The organism is Aminobacter sp. MET-1, assembly GCF_026521175.1.
In the GTDB taxonomy this organism is placed as follows: Bacteria; Pseudomonadota; Alphaproteobacteria; order Rhizobiales; family Rhizobiaceae; genus Aminobacter.
In genome coordinates, this window is sequence record NZ_JAMSHL010000013.1 from 19908 (window position 1) to 36273 (window position 16366).

Annotated in this window: 16 protein-coding genes; 4 read left to right on the forward strand and 12 right to left on the reverse strand. The window is 64.0% G+C overall.

What is annotated here, in order from left to right:
* Positions 1-39: 39 nt before the first annotated feature.
* The 3 genes from NDO48_RS18075 to aroC form a co-directional block, all read right to left on the reverse strand.
* Positions 40-1023: a hypothetical protein gene (locus NDO48_RS18075; protein WP_018426792.1), complete on the reverse strand. Its 984-nt coding sequence runs from the start codon at positions 1021-1023 to the stop codon at positions 40-42.
* A gap of 125 nt (positions 1024-1148) precedes the next feature.
* Positions 1149-2246, reverse strand: a complete 1098-nt coding sequence (ribB, locus tag NDO48_RS18080; RefSeq protein ID WP_018426791.1) for a 3,4-dihydroxy-2-butanone-4-phosphate synthase — start codon at positions 2244-2246, stop codon at positions 1149-1151.
* 94 nt (positions 2247-2340) lie between these two features.
* Positions 2341-3438, reverse strand: coding sequence for a chorismate synthase (gene aroC / locus NDO48_RS18085; protein ID WP_018426790.1), 1098 nt, complete (start codon positions 3436-3438; stop codon positions 2341-2343).
* Positions 3439-3718: 280 nt separating this feature from the next.
* Between aroC and NDO48_RS18090 the strand changes: the two genes are divergently transcribed.
* Positions 3719-3967 (forward strand): DUF1344 domain-containing protein, encoded by a 249-nt coding sequence (locus tag NDO48_RS18090; protein WP_018426789.1) that lies wholly within the window; start codon positions 3719-3721, stop codon positions 3965-3967.
* A 20-nt stretch (positions 3968-3987) separates the two neighbouring features.
* Here NDO48_RS18090 and NDO48_RS18095 read toward each other — a convergent pair whose 3' ends face one another.
* The 4 genes from NDO48_RS18095 to NDO48_RS18110 all read right to left on the reverse strand — a co-directional run bounded on the left by NDO48_RS18095 (position 3988) and on the right by NDO48_RS18110 (position 6963).
* Positions 3988-4575 (reverse strand): histidine phosphatase family protein, encoded by a 588-nt coding sequence (locus NDO48_RS18095; protein ID WP_018426788.1) that lies wholly within the window; start codon positions 4573-4575, stop codon positions 3988-3990.
* A gap of 36 nt (positions 4576-4611) precedes the next feature.
* Positions 4612-5430: an enoyl-ACP reductase FabI gene (fabI, locus tag NDO48_RS18100; protein ID WP_018426787.1), complete on the reverse strand. Its 819-nt coding sequence runs from the start codon at positions 5428-5430 to the stop codon at positions 4612-4614.
* 116 nt (positions 5431-5546) lie between these two features.
* Positions 5547-6500: a DnaJ C-terminal domain-containing protein gene (locus tag NDO48_RS18105; RefSeq protein WP_018426786.1), complete on the reverse strand. Its 954-nt coding sequence runs from the start codon at positions 6498-6500 to the stop codon at positions 5547-5549.
* A gap of 88 nt (positions 6501-6588) precedes the next feature.
* Entirely contained in the window at positions 6589-6963 is a 375-nt protein-coding gene (locus NDO48_RS18110) for an RT0821/Lpp0805 family surface protein (protein ID WP_085941113.1), read from the reverse strand.
* A 129-nt stretch (positions 6964-7092) separates the two neighbouring features.
* Here NDO48_RS18110 and pdxH point away from each other — a divergent pair, with 129 nt between their 5' ends.
* Positions 7093-7710, forward strand: coding sequence for a pyridoxamine 5'-phosphate oxidase (gene pdxH, locus NDO48_RS18115; protein WP_018426784.1), 618 nt, complete (start codon positions 7093-7095; stop codon positions 7708-7710).
* Between the two features lie 37 nt (positions 7711-7747).
* Here the strand turns inward: pdxH and NDO48_RS18120 are convergent, their stop codons facing one another.
* On the reverse strand, positions 7748-8497 hold the full coding sequence (locus NDO48_RS18120) for a crotonase/enoyl-CoA hydratase family protein (RefSeq protein WP_018426783.1): 750 nt from the start codon (positions 8495-8497) through the stop codon (positions 7748-7750).
* Between the two features lie 26 nt (positions 8498-8523).
* Positions 8524-10302, reverse strand: coding sequence for an acyl-CoA dehydrogenase (locus tag NDO48_RS18125; RefSeq protein ID WP_018426782.1), 1779 nt, complete (start codon positions 10300-10302; stop codon positions 8524-8526).
* Between the two features lie 242 nt (positions 10303-10544).
* Here NDO48_RS18125 and NDO48_RS18130 point away from each other — a divergent pair, with 242 nt between their 5' ends.
* Positions 10545-11741, forward strand: a complete 1197-nt coding sequence (locus NDO48_RS18130; protein WP_018426781.1) for a GH25 family lysozyme — start codon at positions 10545-10547, stop codon at positions 11739-11741.
* Here the strand turns inward: NDO48_RS18130 and purD are convergent.
* Positions 11738-13012 (reverse strand): phosphoribosylamine--glycine ligase, encoded by a 1275-nt coding sequence (gene purD / locus NDO48_RS18135; RefSeq protein WP_018426780.1) that lies wholly within the window; start codon positions 13010-13012, stop codon positions 11738-11740. The genes NDO48_RS18130 and purD overlap by 4 nt on opposite strands.
* 167 nt (positions 13013-13179) lie before the next feature.
* Here purD and ubiA point away from each other — a divergent pair, with 167 nt between their 5' ends.
* Entirely contained in the window at positions 13180-14163 is a 984-nt protein-coding gene (gene ubiA, locus NDO48_RS18140) for a 4-hydroxybenzoate octaprenyltransferase (protein ID WP_026226953.1), read from the forward strand.
* Between the two features lie 9 nt (positions 14164-14172).
* Here ubiA and NDO48_RS18145 read toward each other — a convergent pair whose 3' ends face one another.
* Together NDO48_RS18145 and NDO48_RS18150 are read right to left on the reverse strand one after the other, a co-directional pair.
* On the reverse strand, positions 14173-14739 hold the full coding sequence (locus NDO48_RS18145; protein WP_018426778.1) for a DUF6101 family protein: 567 nt from the start codon (positions 14737-14739) through the stop codon (positions 14173-14175).
* Between the two features lie 170 nt (positions 14740-14909).
* Entirely contained in the window at positions 14910-16340 is a 1431-nt protein-coding gene (locus NDO48_RS18150) for an FAD-binding oxidoreductase (RefSeq protein WP_026226952.1), read from the reverse strand.
* Positions 16341-16366 lie beyond the last annotated feature (26 nt).

Here is a 16366-nt window from a genome sequence, read left to right on the forward strand (position 1 = left end):
CGCAGAGCAGTCGCTCGCGCGGACCGTTTTCCGACGTAGTCAGGCGCGGCGGGGCGCGCCGTCCCAGCGCGAGGCCTCGCCCGAGCCGAAGGCCTTTTCCTTCAACTCGCGGAACTTGGACGAAACCTCTTCGAGCTTGCGATCCCATTCCGGATTGGGCGCCTGCCCCTCGATCACCTTGAAATAGACCTGCATCAGCGACGCCACGGCAAAGGGCTCGATGATCGCCGCCTTGAAGGCCCAGGCGAAGACGATGGCCAGCACGAAGCCCCAGCCCGCCATCTCGCCCGGCATGAAGTAGAGAATGGCGCCGGCAGGGGCCAGCATGAACAGGAAAATCAGCAGCGACAGCGCCCAGACGACGAGCGACAGCCAGATCGCGTTCTTGACCATCGTCTTGCCGTTCTGGGCATAGAGCACGATGCCCTGGCGCGCCGTCTGCCACGGCGAATTGCTGCCGATGCGGATGTTGTAGCCGAGGATGATCTCGTCGACATAGGTCAGCGACATGCGGATCACCGTGTTGGCGAACCTGACCAGGCCGTCGAGGCCGGGAATGGGCAGGAACGCGGCGATGCCGCCGATCAGGCCGGTGATCGCGCGCACCGCGCCCTTGACCAGTTGGTCGAGCACGAACAGCACGCTCGCTTCGGTGAAGCGTTCGGTGACGACCTCGCGCGCATAGACGATCTGGTTCTGGCCGCCGGGAATCTCGCGGCCGTCGATCAGATGGACCATGGCGGCGATATGGCCGGCCTTGACCAGATAGAGAATGTATTCGCGGACCCAGTAGACCGCGACGGAAACCACGCCGAAACCGGCAATGCCGCCCCAAAGCGCGAAGGACACCGGACCGTCGGGATCGGCCATCACATGGCCGACGCCGTAGCCGATGCCGGCCCCTGCGCCCATCGCCACGATGTAGGCGAGCGTGATGCCGAAATAGACGACCATGCGCAGCACGATGAACGGCCAGGTACGTACCATGATCGACAGGCTTTGGCCTATGCTGAAGTCCCACATACCCGACTCTCCCCCAAGAGAGAGCAAGAGAATGCGCCGCGTCCAGAGGAAGTCAACCGCAGCGCCGGCACAGTCCACCGGACTGCATTGTGCGCCGCAAGGCGATTGCGCCTTGCAGCAAGACGCTAGCGGATTTCGGTCTTCGCGATGCGGATGCCGAAACCTTCGAGGCCGACATAGTGACGCTCGCGCGAGGCGATCAGGTTGATCGACGAAATGCCGAGGTCCTTCAGGATCTGCGCGCCGAGACCGATCTGGCGCCATTCGTCCTCGCGGCGACGCGCCTCCTCGTGGTCCTCGCGCTCCGCCGAAGGCCGATTGCGGCCGAGATTGGACACGCCGACCGAACCTTCGCGGAGATAGACGATCACGCCGCGGTTGCACTCGCCGAAGTTCTTCATGATGTCGGCAAGCTTGTTGCTGGTACCGAACACGTCGGTGACGACGTCCTCTGTGTGCAGGCGCACCGGCACTTCCTCGCCGTCGCGGATGTCGCCGAAGACGATGGCGAGGTGGTGCATCGAGTCCCACGGCAGCGTGTAGGTGATCGCCTTGGCCTTGCCGGCGGGGGTGTCGATGTCAAAGGTGCTGACGCGCTCGATCAGCGTTTCCTGGCGCTGGCGATAGGCGATCAGGTCGGCGACGGACACCTGCTTCAGCCCGTTCTTCTCGGCGAAGGCAGCCACTTGCGGGCCACGCATAACCGTGCCGTCGTCATTGACCAGTTCGGAGATGACGCCGACCGGCGGCAGGCCGGCGAGCTTGCACAAGTCGACCGCTGCCTCGGTATGACCCGAGCGCATAAGCACTCCACCCTCGCGAGCGATCAGCGGGAAGATGTGGCCAGGGCGGACGAAATCGCCACCGCCGACATTGGGGTTGGCAAGATTGCGCACGGTGAGCGTGCGGTCGTCGGCCGAGATGCCGGTCGTGGTGCCGTGCTTGAAATCGACGCTGACGGTGAAGGCCGTGGTGTGGGCCGAGTCGTTGTCGGCGACCATCGGCGCAAGGTTGAGCCGGCGGGCGTCTTCCTTGAGCATCGGCGTGCAGACGATGCCGGAGGTATGGCGGACGATGAACGCCATCTTCTCGGGCGTGCAGTGCACGGCGGCGACGATCAGGTCGCCCTCGTTCTCGCGCCCGTCGTCATCCATGACGACCACGATTTCGCCGCGCTCGAAAGCCCTCAGCGCTTCGACAGTTTTCTTCTGGTCGTATGGCATGGCGTGCTCGCTTCGCTCGTTCTGGCGAATAGGGAATAGTGGGTAGCGAATAGAGCGAAACCGCACCATTCGCTACTCACTACTCGCCATTCGCTCACTTTCCCGTCTGTCCTCGATGGCGCAGATAGTGGTCGGCAATGGCGCAGGCGACCATGGCTTCACCGATCGGCACCGCGCGGATGCCGACGCAGGGGTCGTGCCTGCCCTTGGTCATGACGTCGACTTCCTTACCGTCCTTATCGATCGACTTGCGCGGCGTCAGGATCGACGAGGTCGGCTTGACCGCGAAACGCGCGATCACATCCTGTCCCGTCGAGATGCCGCCCAATATACCCCCGGCATTGTTGGACATGAACATCGGCCGGCCGTCATTGCCCATGCGCATCTCGTCGGCATTCTCTTCACCGGTGATACGTGCCGCCTCGAAGCCGTTGCCGATCTCGACGCCCTTAACGGCGTTGATCGACATAAGGTTGGAGGCGATGTCCTGGTCGAGCTTGGCGTAGATCGGCGCGCCGAGGCCGGCTGGCACGCCTTCGGCAACAATCTCGATGACCGCACCAACCGACGAACCCGCCTTGCGGATGCCGTCGAGATAATCGGCGAACACCTGCACAGAGGCAGCATCAGGGGTGAAGAACGGATTTTCCGCGCTGCCGATGAAATCCCAGTCCCAGTTGGCGCGATCTATATCCTTGGTCCCCATCGACACCAGAGCACCGCGCACGACGAGGCCCGGCACGATCTTGCGGGCGATGGCGCCGGCAGCGACACGGGCAGCCGTCTCACGCGCCGAGGAGCGGCCGCCGCCGCGGTGATCGCGCAGGCCATATTTCACGTCATAGGCGTAGTCGGCATGTCCCGGACGATATTGCCTGGCGATCTCGCCATAATCCTTGGAGCGCTGGTCGACATTCTCGATCATCATCGAGATCGGCGTGCCCGTGGAGATGAGGGTCTCACCATCCTCGTCGGTGATGACACCCGACAGCACCTTCACCTCGTCGGGCTCGCGGCGTTGGGTGACAAAGCGCGACTGTCCGGGCTTGCGCTTGTCGAGCTCGTCCTGGATGTCCTTCAGCATGAAGCGGATGCCGGGCGGGCAGCCATCGACCACGCAGCCGAGCGCCGGTCCGTGGCTTTCGCCCCAGGTGGTGACGCGGAACAGATGGCCGAAGGTGTTGTGCGACATGGACAGGCCCTTCCCGGCTCCTTGCCGGCATATGGCGGGGTTCTAGCGCATGACCTGGAAAAGTAAAATTGCTTTTCGGACGAGATCATGCGCCACAGGGAAATGGAGCGTCGCTTGCGCTACGACAAAGATGCGCCACGCCGGATTGGCCCATATTAGCGGTGGTCAAACTGTGATCGCAGGCGATTTAGTTTTGACACATTCGCTTGGTTTCTGCTTCCTTCCTGCCCGCTCATCAATCGTTCGCCTTGGGAGAGGCGCAGAGGAAAAGAGGACGATAATGCGTACCCTTATTGGCGCCGTTGCCGCCGTGCTCATGATGTCAGGCGCAGCGTTCGCCGCCGAGGCCGAAGGCCAGGTCAAGTCCATCGACAAGGACAAGGCGATCATCACCCTGGATAATGGCAAGTCCTACAAGCTGCCGGGCGAGTTCGACGTCGACAACATCAAGCCGGGCATGGACGTGCTCCTGGCCTATGACGTGGTCGGCGGCGAGAACCTGATCACCGACATGCAGTTGCCGCAGTAGGCAGCCCACCGGCCGACGGCTCAAAGCCAGTCGAGGCGGCCGTTTTCGACTTTCAGCACGCGGTCCTGGGGAATCTCCAGGGCCGCGGCTTCGTTTTTGGGCATGGATCCGACCAGCCGGAAGATGGCGCGCAGCACGCCGCCATGGGTGACGCAGACCGTCGGCTGGCGAACAGCTTCGAGCCAAGGTCGCACGCGCTCGGTCAGCATCGCGTAGCTTTCGGCATAGTCGCCGGGCGGCACGAAATCCCACTTGTCGTGGCGGCGCGCCTGCGAAGCGCCGGGCGAGCGTTGCTCCAGCTCGGCGAATGTGTAGCCTTGCCAGTCGCCGAAATTGACCTCGACCAGGCGCGTGTCGGTCCGGTAGACGCCGGGGTCCAGCCCCATGCCGCCGCGAACGCGCTCCATCGTCTCGCGCGTCCGACGCATCGGGCTTGCGACGAAGTCGAAGTTTTCCGGATCGGCGATCAGCTCGGCCAGTTTCGCACCGTTGCGGTCGGCCTGTTCGCGGCCGAGCGCATCGATGTCGGTGTCGGCCTGGCCCTGCAGGCGCTGCTCTGCATTCCAGGCCGTCTGGCCGTGGCGCACAAAATAGATGAGCGGTGTCATACCGGGCAGGGCAAGGGCTGAGCGGTTGCTGTCGGATCAGTCCTTGACGGTCGAGATGTCGGGCGCGTCGACCGCCTTCATGCCGACGACATGGTAGCCCGAGTCGACATGATGCACTTCGCCGGTGACGCCGCGCGACAGGTTCGACAGGAAATACAGGCCAGAATCGCCAACCTCGTCGATCGACACGGTGCGGCGCAACGGCGCGTTGTATTCGTTCCACTTGAGAATGTAGCGGAAGTCGTCGATGCCGGACGCTGCGAGCGTCTTGATCGGACCGGCCGAGATCGCATTAACGCGGATGTTCTTCGGCCCAAGGTCGACGGCCAGATACTTCACGCTCGCTTCGAGCGCCGCCTTGGCGATGCCCATGACGTTGTAATTCGGCATCACCTTCTCGGCACCGTAATAGGTCATGGTCAGAAGCGAGCCGCCGTCGGTCATCAGCTTCTCGGCGCGCTGGGCGATCGCCGTGAAGGAGTAGACCGAAATGTCCATTGTTTTCAGGAAGTTGCCATGGCTGGTGTCGACATAACGGCCCGTCAGCTCTTCCTTGTCGGAAAAGCCAATGGCGTGGACGACGAAGTCGAGCTTGCCCCACTTCTTTTCCAGCGTCTCGAACACGGCGTCGATGCTGGCCATGTCGGTCACATCGCAATGGCCACAGACGAAAGCGCCGATTTCAGCTGCAAGCGGCTCGACGCGCTTCTTCAGCGCATCGCCCTGATAGGTGAACGCCAGTTCCGCACCCTGGTCGGAACAGGCCTTGGCGATGCCCCAGGCAATCGATCTGTTGTTGGCGACGCCGAGAATAAGGCCGCGCTTGCCGGCCATCAGGCCCTGTCCACCCGCCATGTGAGCGCACTCCAATGCTTGAATTGTTTTGGAGAGCCTATCGCATAGGCAATCTTGACCTTCAAGCTTTCATGCGCCCAAGGCTGTGAGGCCAGCAAAAACTCGCTGGCCCGACATCAGTCGGCAAATTTGCGCACCAGTTCTTCCAGCGCGGGATCACCGCCCTCGGGCAACATCACCCGCACATGGGCATAGAGGTCGCCATGGCCGCCGGCCTTTTCCGGCAGACCACGCCCCTTGATGCGCAGCACCTTGTCTGAGCTCGACCATTCGGGAACCTTCACCGCAAGTCGGCCGGTCGGCGTTTCCACCGCCGCCTTGGCGCCCAGCACCGCGTCCTTGAGGCTGACCGGCAGGTCGACATGAAGGTCCCTGCCCTCGATCCTGTAGCGTGGATGAAGGCGGAACCTGATCTTGACCAGCGCGTCGCCGGCGCCGCCGAAGCCCTGCTCGCCCTGGCCCTTGAGGCGGATCGTCTGGCCGTCCTCGACATATTCAGGAAGCTTGACGGCGATCTTGCGCCCGTCGGGAAACTGGGCCGTCACCTTGGGCGCGGTCGCAGCTTCCTCTATGGTTACGTCGAGGCTGACATTGATGTCGGCTCCTGGCTGAGCCCGCTGACCACTGCCCATGCCGGCACCTGGATGCGCGCCGGCACCGGCACCACCGCGCTGACCGAAGGCATCGCCGAAAATCTGGCTGAAAATGTCACCGGCGTCGAACGAACCGCCGCCGCCTGGCCCCGACTGACGGAACTCGAAGTGGCTGGCGCCCGGGCCGCCCTGCTGGCGGCGGAAACCGCCAAAGGGATCGCCGCCGCCGGCACCCTCGAAGCCATGGAAGCGAGGCTTGCCCTCGGCATCGATCTCGCCACGGTCGAAAGATGCCTTCTTCTTCTCGTCGCCGAGAATCTCATAGGCCTGGTTGGCTGCCGAAAAACGCTCCTTTGCCTTCGGATCATCCGGATTCTGGTCCGGGTGATGCTTCTTGGCGAGCTTGCGGAAAGCCGATTTGATGTCCTTGGCCGAGGCGTTCTTGGCAACGCCCAGCACCTCATAGGGGTCGCGCATGCAAAGTCCCACGCAAATTGAAAGGGTTCGCTCTTCTCTATATGCGCTTGCCTAGGAACAAATTCCAGAGGCTGCAGCGACGCTATTCTCAGGCAGGCTCGAAGGCCAGCATCTGCCAGGTTCCGGCGCCCGCCGCGCAGATTTCGCCCTTGAACAGGGTGACGCCGTCGAAGCTCTCGCGGGAGGCGGCGAATTTGCGGCACAGGACGCCGCGTTCCATGGTCTCGGCGAGTGCCGTGATCTGCCCTCGCGCGCCGGTATCGGTGTTGGCCCAGGCAATCGGCTGCCCAGCGAGTTCACGCACATCGGCGGACGAAACCGCGTTGCGGATCGTTGCCTGGTCGGAGAGCCGATTCGCATCGGGAAGCGTGTCGGTTGCCGGCACCTTGCTGGTCAGCAGGCTGCGGTCCACCTCCGCCTTTTCCAGGCTGAAGCCGCCGACGCCACATGCCGTCGTCGTCATCAGACCAAAAAGCACCGCTACCTTGAGGCATCGGAACCCGATTTGCGGGTGGCAAAGGCCTTCAAAGGCTTGCGCGGGGCGCGACAATAGGCATTCTCCCGGTCGGCATTGGCAGGTCGAGTAAGAGCTATGACGGACACAGAGTTAACAACGGGTGACTTCACTGAAAGCGCGGAGCCATATCGGCTCTTTGCGGCATGGCTGAAGGATGCGACGGCCAGCGAGCCGAACGACCCCAACGCGGTGGCGCTGGCGACCGTCGACACCGACGGCCTGCCCGACGTGCGCATGGTGCTGCTCAAGGGCTTCGACGAGCAGGGCTTCGTCTTCTACACCAACTTCGAAAGCGCCAAGGGCCGAGAGATCCTGGCGACGATGAAGGCCGCGATGTGCTTCCACTGGAAGTCGCTGCGGCGCCAGGTGCGCGTGCGCGGTCCTGTGGAAATCGTCACCGACGCCGAAGCCGACGCCTATTTCGCCTCGCGTCCGCGTGGCAGCCGAATCGGGGCCTGGGCCTCGAAGCAGTCGCGTCCGCTGGAAAGCCGCTTTGCACTGGAGAAGGCGGTGGCCGAATACACCGCCCGCCACGCCATCGGCGAAATCCCGCGGCCGGCGCACTGGTCGGGCTTCCGCATCCGGCCGAGCCAGATCGAATTCTGGCACGACCGGCCCTTCCGCCTGCACGACCGCATCGTCTTCACCGCCAACGACAAGGGCGATTGGGACAAGGACAGGCTTTATCCGTAGGTTCCTGGCCTCCCTTGATGTGGGGAGGCCAACCAACTCACTTCTTGCGCGTCATGAAGGCGACGAGAGCGGCGCGCGCCTCGTCGGATTTGAGGCGGGCACGGAAATGCTCGCCTTCCTCCTTGATGCGGGCGACGAGCTCAGACCGGTCGCCGCGCATCAGGTCACGCGCGATCTTCAGCGCTTCCGGTGGCTTGGCAGCAATCTCGCGTGCTGCCGCAAGGGTGGCAGCCTCAAGTTCGTCTTCGGACACCACCTTGTAGATCAGCCCGGCCGCGAGCGCCCGCCCGGCCGGAAAACCCTCGCCCAGGCCGAGCAGCGCAAAGGCCCCCTGCTGGCCGAGCACGCGCGGTGCAAGCAGGCTCGAGCCCGCTTCGGGAACCAGGCCGAGATCGACGAACGGCGTGCGGAAGGTGGTGCGCGGCGTGGCGAAGGTCAGGTCGCAATGCAGGTTGATGGTCGTACCGATGCCGACCGCAATGCCGTCGACGCCCGAGACGATCGGCTTTTCGACCAGCGCAAGCGCCCCGAGAAATTCCCACACCTCGGCGCCGCCCTCGCCGCCGGTGGCGATCGCCATGAAATCGGCGAGGTCGTTGCCGGCCGAGAAGGCACCGGGCACACCGAGAAAGACGTGCACGCGTACTGCCGGATCGGCGTCGCCGGCCTTCAGCGCTGCGGCCATCTCACCATACATGGCGCGCGTGATGGCATTCTTCTTGTCCGGACGGTTCATCCGGATGATCTGAACGGCATCCTGCCGCTCGATGACAATATGGTCGCTCACGTCAGACTGTTCCTCGTCCCAGATTCTTATACCGAAACCAGCGCCTTGGCGGCTTGGTGCAGGCTTGCCGCGCCGCCGGTGACGCGCTCCTTCAGCGCCGTAGTCTCGCCGAGCAGGTTCTCGGCAAAGAACCGGCACAAGGCGATGCGCCCCGCGTCGCCCTCGGCCACGGCCGCGCGCGCCAGATAAGAGCCGCCGGCGGCCAGCGCGAACAGCCTGAGATAGGGCGTGGCGCCGGCCAGGGCATCGTCCGTTCGGCCGTTCTCGATTTGCTTTTGCAGGAAGCGCGTGGACTGCTGCAATTCGTCCAGCGCCTGCTCCAGGCAGATCGCGGTGCGGCCATAGTCCTCGCTGTTGAGGGCCGCGACCGCATTGGCGGCGGCATCGAGCTCGCCGATATAGTCGAAGACATGGTCGCCATTTCCGAGCGGCAGCTTGCGGACGACCAGATCGATCGCCTGGATGCCGTTGGTGCCTTCATAGATCGGGGCGATGCGAGCATCGCGCAGCAAGCGCGCCGCTCCCGTCTCCTCGATGAAGCCCATGCCGCCATGCACCTGTACGCCGAGCGAGGCGACATCGACACCGACGTCGGTGGCGAAAGCCTTGGCGATCGGCGTCAACAGGTTGGCGCGGTCCTGCCAGTGCGCCTTCTCCGTGCCTTCGGAGATGCGCGCCATGTCGAGCGCGTGGGCGCAGGCATAGGTGATGGCGCGCGCCCCCTGGGTCAGCGCCTTCATGGTCAAGAGATTGCGCTGCACGTCGGGGTGATAAACGATCGGTGCCATGCCTTCGCCGGTGTAGCCGGAGGCCTTGCCCTGGCGGCGGTCGTTGGCGTAAGCGAGCGCCTTCTGGAACGCGGCTTCAGCCACCGCCACGCCCTGCATGCCGACCGACAGGCGAGCATTGTTCATCATCGTGAACATGCAGGCGAGGCCCCTGTTCTCCTCGCCGATCAGCCAGCCCACCGCACCCGGCTCACGGCCTTTGGCGAAGCCGTCGCCATAGATCATCGTGCAGGTCGGCGAAGCATGGATGCCGAGCTTTTCCTCGATGCCCGAGCAGAACACATCGTTGCGCGCACCCGGCGTGCCGTTGTCATTGAGCAGGAACTTGGGCACGAGGAACAGCGAGATTCCGCGCGTACCGACCGGCGCGTCCGGCAGCCGGGCCAACACCAGATGCACGATGTTGTCGGTCAGGTCGTGCTCGCCATAGGTGATGAAGATCTTCTGGCCGAAGATGCGGTAGGTGCCGTCGCCTGATCGTTCGGCGCGAGTGCGCAGGGCGGCGAGATCCGAACCGGCCTGCGGCTCGGTCAGGTTCATCGTGCCCATCCACTCGCCGGAGATGATCTTGGCGAGATAGAGTGCCTTCAATTCTTCCGATGCATGCTTTTCCAGCGCCTCGATCGCCCCCATGGTCAGCGTCGGGCCGATGCCGAAGGCCATGGAGGCCGAGTTCCACATTTCGAGTGCGGCAACACCCAGCATCGTCGGCAGGCCCTGGCCACCGTACTCCTCAGGACCGTTGAGGCCGTTCCAACCACCCTCGGCCCAGTGCTTGTAGACGTCCTTCCAGCCGGGCGGCATGGTCACGGCCGCATCCTTGAGCTTGGCCCCGACCTTGTCGCCGATCTCGTAGAGCGGCGCCACTTCCTCGCTGGCGAAGCGGCCTGCCTCGCCCAGGATCGCGTCGACCAGGTCTTCACCAAGGTCGCCGAACCTGCCCGCGTCGAGCGCTGCCTTCAGGCCCGCCACATGCTTCAGCGCAAAGGCAATCTCTTCCACCGGGGCGCGATACATGACGCTTCCTCCTGCTGATGACGTGCTATCGCGGCCTCACCACCGCCTGCCGCCCACACTAGCCGCGTTCCTTCAGCGAGGGAAAGTGACTTTTTACGTAAACGTCAAATTTTTGGCCGAACTCGAAACCAAAACAGGGCGTCGTCACCCATCGCTGCTATAGCGACACCAGCGGCAACCGGTTCAAATAGGCTGACGCTTCAACCCTTGGGTGCTGGAGCTTCATCAGTATTTCCTTAACCATGACGGTTCACGATCGGCTATCGATCATCGGGGATCGCCGCTTGAGGGGACTGGTGTCCAGGTTTCGCAGGCTCACGCTTTCAGCGCTTGCCGCGGCGTGCGCCTCCCTCCCCGTCGCCGCCCTCGCTTCCGACTTCTCCGAACCCTGGAAGAAACCCGACCGGGCGCTGGTCATCGACGCCTACGAATACAATTCCATCGACTGGCAGAAGCTGTCAGGCGACAAGCGCATCGTCGGCTTCATCAACAAGGGCTCCGACGGCCTGCCTCCGCCCTATTTCTGCTCCGGCACGGAAACCGAAATCCGCCTGTGCAAGGCATTGTGGAAGCGGCACGCCGTGGCGCGCGAGCTGTTCCACACCCGCAAGGTCGTCGCCAAGGCGCTCGGCCTCGAATGGGGCGCCTACCATCTCGGCCGCCCAGGCAATCCGATCGAGCAGGCGCAGAATTTCCTCGATTTCGCCGAGCCTGGTCCCGACGATCTGATGGCGCTCGACATCGAGGAGAACGATCCCGACAAATGGATGTCGCTCGAGGATGCCGAGATCTTCGTGCGCTACATCTTCCAGCGCACGGGACGCTACCCGATCCTCTACACCAACGGCACGACTTCGAAATACATCGCCGACAATCGCTATCGCTACCAGCTGCTGTCGCGGCTGCCGCTCTGGTACGCGCGCTACAAGCCCGAGATCGGCATCCATTTCCCGAAAGGTAACTGGCAGGGCTACACGCTGTGGCAATTCTCGGCGCAGGCCAATTGCGGCGAGCGCCGCTGCCCCTACCGCGTCGCCGGCACGCCCAATGACATCGACGTCAACGTTGCACCGATGGATGCGGAGGCGCTGCGCAAGGCCTGGCCGTTCGGCCAGCTCATCGAAACCACTGATGTGTTTGTGGCGAGCGTGCCGGTGCCGATCGCCCGCGACGACGGCGTGAAGGGCGAAAGCCAGATCCGCTATGCGTCAGTCGCCTATCCCGTAAGGCTCGACCTGCTGGCCGAGGCGTTGCAATCAAGCTGGAACAAGGCCGTCATCGGCACGGTGCCGGCGATGAAAGCGCCCGGCAGCCGTCATGCCTACGGCATGGCCGAATATGCGGCGGCGAAGCTGGAACGACGCGAGCGCGCCCTTGCCGACCGCAGAGCCGACCTCGACCCGGTTTCAACCGCATCCACAGAACTGGACAAGCCTTAGGCCTGCTCACGCTCGACGGCGCGCCAGCCGATGTCGCGGCGGCAGAAGCCTTCGGGCCAGTCGATCAGGTCTACCGCCGCATAGGCCTTCTGCTGTGCTTCGCTGACGGTCTTTCCGGAGGCGGTGACGTTGAGAACGCGTCCGCCATTGGCAACCAGCTTGCCGTCCTTCTCCGCGGTGCCGGCATGGAAGACCTGTGCACCCGAGGCGACAGCCTTGTCGACATCAGAGATGACCGAGCCCTTTTCCGGTGTGCCGGGATACCCCTCGGCGGCCATCACCACAGTGAGCGCCGCCTCGTCGCGCCAGCGGGCGGAGACATGCGACAGCTGGCCGTCGGCGGCAGCGTTGAGCAGGACGAGCAAGTCCTCCTTCAGCCGCATCATCAGAACCTGGCATTCGGGATCGCCGAAACGGGTGTTGTATTCGATCAGCCTCGGGCCTTTGTCCGTCAGCATCAGGCCGGCGAACAGCACGCCCGAGAATGGCGCGCCCATCTCGGCCATGCCGCGCATGGTCGGCTCGACAATCTCGCGCATGGTGCGCTCGACCGTCTCCGGATCCATCACGGGCGCAGGCGAATAGGCGCCCATGCCGCCGGTGTTGGGACCGACGTCGCCGTCGCCGACGCGCTTGTGATCCTGCGCCGTGCCGAAGGGCAGCGCCGTCTTGCCGTCGCACAGGCAGAAGAAGCTCGCCTCCTCGCCGGTCATGAATTCCTCGACGACAACGGATGCACCGGCGCCGCCGAACGCACCTTCGAAGCAGGCGTCGACAGCATCGAGGGCCTCGACCAGGGTCATCGCGACAGTCACGCCCTTGCCCGCGGCAAGCCCGTCGGCCTTGATAACGATCGGTGCGCCCATCTTCTCGACATAGGCGCGGGCGGAGGCCGCGTCGTCGAAACGGCCATAGTCAGCGGTCGGGATGCCGTAGCGAGCGCAGAGGTCCTTGGTGAAGCCTTTCGAGCCCTCGAGTTGAGCCGCGGCCTTGGACGGGCCGAACACACGGATGCCCTGAGCGCGCAGATCGTCGCCGATGCCTGCAACAAGAGGCCCCTCGGGCCCGACGACGACAAGATCGATGCCCTTGTCCTTGCAGAAGGACGCAACCGCTGAATGGTCGGCGACATCGAGCGCCACCAGTTCCGCCTCCTGGGCGATGCCGGGATTGCCGGGCGCGGCATAAAGCTTGGTCAGCATCGGCGATGCCGCGATCTTCCAGGCGAGTGCGTGCTCGCGACCGCCGGAACCGATGAGAAGGACATTCATCAGGCAATTCCTCGTCCTGCAGAAACCGCCTCTCCGCTATGGCCGATGTCGCCACGGGTCAAGGCTTGGAAGCCGCTTTTTGCTGCCGACTCGATCATCAATCGCTGCCCCGCCCAGAGACCATCCGTCGTCTTGACGACCGCGTCCGCGCCTGCCACTCCACAGCGATGGAAACCATTCAGTCAAAAGCCGGCCAGGGCCGGGTCGCCGATGCGCCGAGCGGGCATTGGGTCTACCGCGCCTTGCCGCGCAAACTCTGGCCTTATGCACAGCTGGCCCGCTGGGACAGGCCGATCGGCTGGGTGCTGTTGCTCTGGCCATGCTGGTGGTCAGCCGCGATGGCGGCAAGCGCCTATGCCCGCCCCGAGGACAGCCTGATCTCCCTGCTGCCCTCGCCCTGGTATCTGATCCTGTTCCTGATCGGCTCCATAGCCATGCGCGGTGCCGGCTGCACCTACAACGACATCGTCGACGAGAACATCGACGCCCAGGTCGAACGCACGCGTTCACGTCCCATGCCGTCGGGACAGGTCTCCAGGCGCCAGGCCTGGATCTTCCTCGTTGCGCAGGCGCTCATCGGACTGGTCGTGCTGCTGCAGTTCAACAGCTTCGCCATCCTGCTCGGAATCTCGTCGCTGGTGATCGTCGCCATCTACCCGTTCATGAAGCGCTTCAGCAACTGGCCGCAATTCGTGCTCGGCCTTGCCTTCTCGTGGGGCGCGCTGATGGGCTGGGCGGCGGAATTCGGCGACATCGATCCGCCGGCGCTGCTGCTCTATTTCGGCTCGATCCTGTGGGTGATCGGCTACGACACGATCTATGCCCACCAGGACAAGGAAGACGACGCGCTCGTCGGCGTGAAGTCGACCGCGCGCTATTTCGGCGAGAACACGAAGTCCTGGCTGATCGGGCTCTACGGCGGCGCGCTGATGTTGTTCGCCACGGCCTTTGCCATGGCGCAGGTCCCGATGCCGGCGCTGGCCGGCCTGGTGGCGGCCGGCGCGCACATGGCGCGTCAGATTGCCGTGCTCGACATCGACAATCCAGACCAGTGCCTCAAGCTGTTCAGGTCGAACGGCCAGATCGGTTGGATGATCTTCATCGGCCTGATCTGCGGCGGCGCCTGGGTGGCGCTGAAGCCGCTGATCTGATCCTGGCAATCAAGCGCGGGCGATGATCTCTTCGCCCGCGATGACGAGACGCACACCAAGCGAACCCGATTTGCGACGGGCAAGGAAACGCGGCCGGCGCATGCGCGACACCCGGCCCTTGCGGCGATCCAGCGGCGGCTGGGTCTTGATCGCGGCCCCGAGCGACTCTTCGAGCGTGCGGGCAACACCGTCGGCCTCGATCAAAAGCATCGGCAGGCTGTAGAATTCGGCCCAGGCACGCCAGTCGGCGGCAACATCGTCGAGATCGTCGGCAACCAGCAGCGGCACCGAGAGCATCGGGTCGTTGTGCAGCAGCTCCAGCGTCACTGTGACATTGCCTTCGTCGTCTTCCATGGCCCGAGCGGCGACGCCGCGGAAGGCACGAGCCGGCAAGGCGATGGTCAGCGGAAGGCCACTCTGCTCGAGCAGTCGGCGGATGACCGCGCCGCGATGATCGATGGTGAAGGTGACATCGCCCAGGTCATCGCGCGTGGCGTAGCTGACCATCTGCGGCAAGCGGAATGGGTCGAGGCGCATGTTGCGTCCCGCCCAGACTGGCTTCAGTCCGGTGTTCATGTTGTGCCTTCCTGTTTCTCCTGAGAGCCGTTTTCCGGTCTCTCCGGACCAGTTTTCCCGGTCTCGTTTGTAGGAAGGACACTAGCGGGGGGACCTTACCGCCCCGCTTAAGAAAGTCGGTTAAATTTTGCTGATCTCTCCGATGGTTATCGGAATCCCACCAAACTGCATCAAATCACCTTGCCGGGGTTCATGATGCCGGCCGGATCGAAAACGGTCTTCACCCGACGCATCAAGTCGATGGCGACGGGCGGCGCGGTTGCGATCAGTTCGTTGCGCTTGAGCTGGCCGATGCCGTGCTCGGCCGAGATCGAGCCATTGAAGCTGCGCACCACGTCGTGCACGGCATCGTTCATGCGGCGGTAGAGCGCCAGGAACTCGGCGCCGTCCATGCCGACCGGCTGCGAGATGTTGTAGTGCAAATTGCCGTCGCCCATGTGGCCGAAGCAGACCACCCGTGCCTCCGGGCAGACGCCCGCCACGGCAAACCCTGCCTTTTCGATGAAGGAAGGAATGCTGGCGATCGGCACCGAGATGTCGTGCTTGATCGAGGCGCCCTCGGCCTTCTGCGTCTCCGGCAGCATCTCCCGCAGGCGCCAGAATTCATTGGCGTGGCCGACGCTCGCGGCAATCGCGGCGTCGCCGACCTGGCCGGCCTCGAAGCCGGCGGAGAGGATGTCCTCCATCAAGGTCCTGGCATCCTCGGCCGAGCGGCCGGAGGAGATTTCCATCAGCACCTGCCAGGCCCAGTCGCCTTCCAGCGGCGGGCGGGCATCAGGGATATGACGCATGGCGAACTCCATCGGCAGGTGGCCGATCAGCTCGAATGCGGTCAGGGCGCTGCCGCCGAGGTCCTGGGCGCGGTCGAACAGGGCAAGCGCCGCCTCAGGCGTTTCAAGTCCGACCCAGGCCACCTCCCTGCCCTTCGGCTTGGGAAACAACTTCAGCACGGCGGCCGTGATGATACCCAGCGTGCCCTCGGCACCCACGAACAGGTTCTTGAGGTCGTAGCCGGTATTGTCCTTCTTCAGCTTGCGCAGGTCGTCCAGCACCTCACCGGAAGGCAGCACCACCTCGACGCCGAGACAGAGTTCGCGAGCATTGCCATAAGCAACGACACCGGTACCGCCGGCATTGGACGACAGGTTACCGCCGATCTGGCAGGACCCTTGCGAAGCGAGCGACAGCGGAAACAGCCTGTCGACCTCGTCGGCAGCCTTGTGCAAGAGGTCGAGCACGACACCCGCTTCGGCGACCAGGGTGTTCGACACCGGATCGACTTCCCGGATGCGGTTCAGCCGCGACAGCGACACCACCACCTGCCCTCCAGAGCGGTCCGGCACCTGGCCGCCGACGAGGCCAGTGTTGCCCCCCTGCGGCACGACTGGGGTGCGCGTCTCGTTGGCGAGCTTCATGATCGCGCTCACCTCCTCAACGCTGCCCGGCCTGAGCACCAACGACGTTGTCCCCGTGAACAGCCCGCGAGGCTCATGCACATAGGGCTCGATGTCGGAACTCTCGCGAACGGCGTAGCGCTCGCCAACGATCGCGGAAAAGCGCTCGGCAAGCGCGGGGTCGAGGCCGATTGTGTTCTGTGTCATGGGAGCAGCCAGGTTCGGGGCCAGAT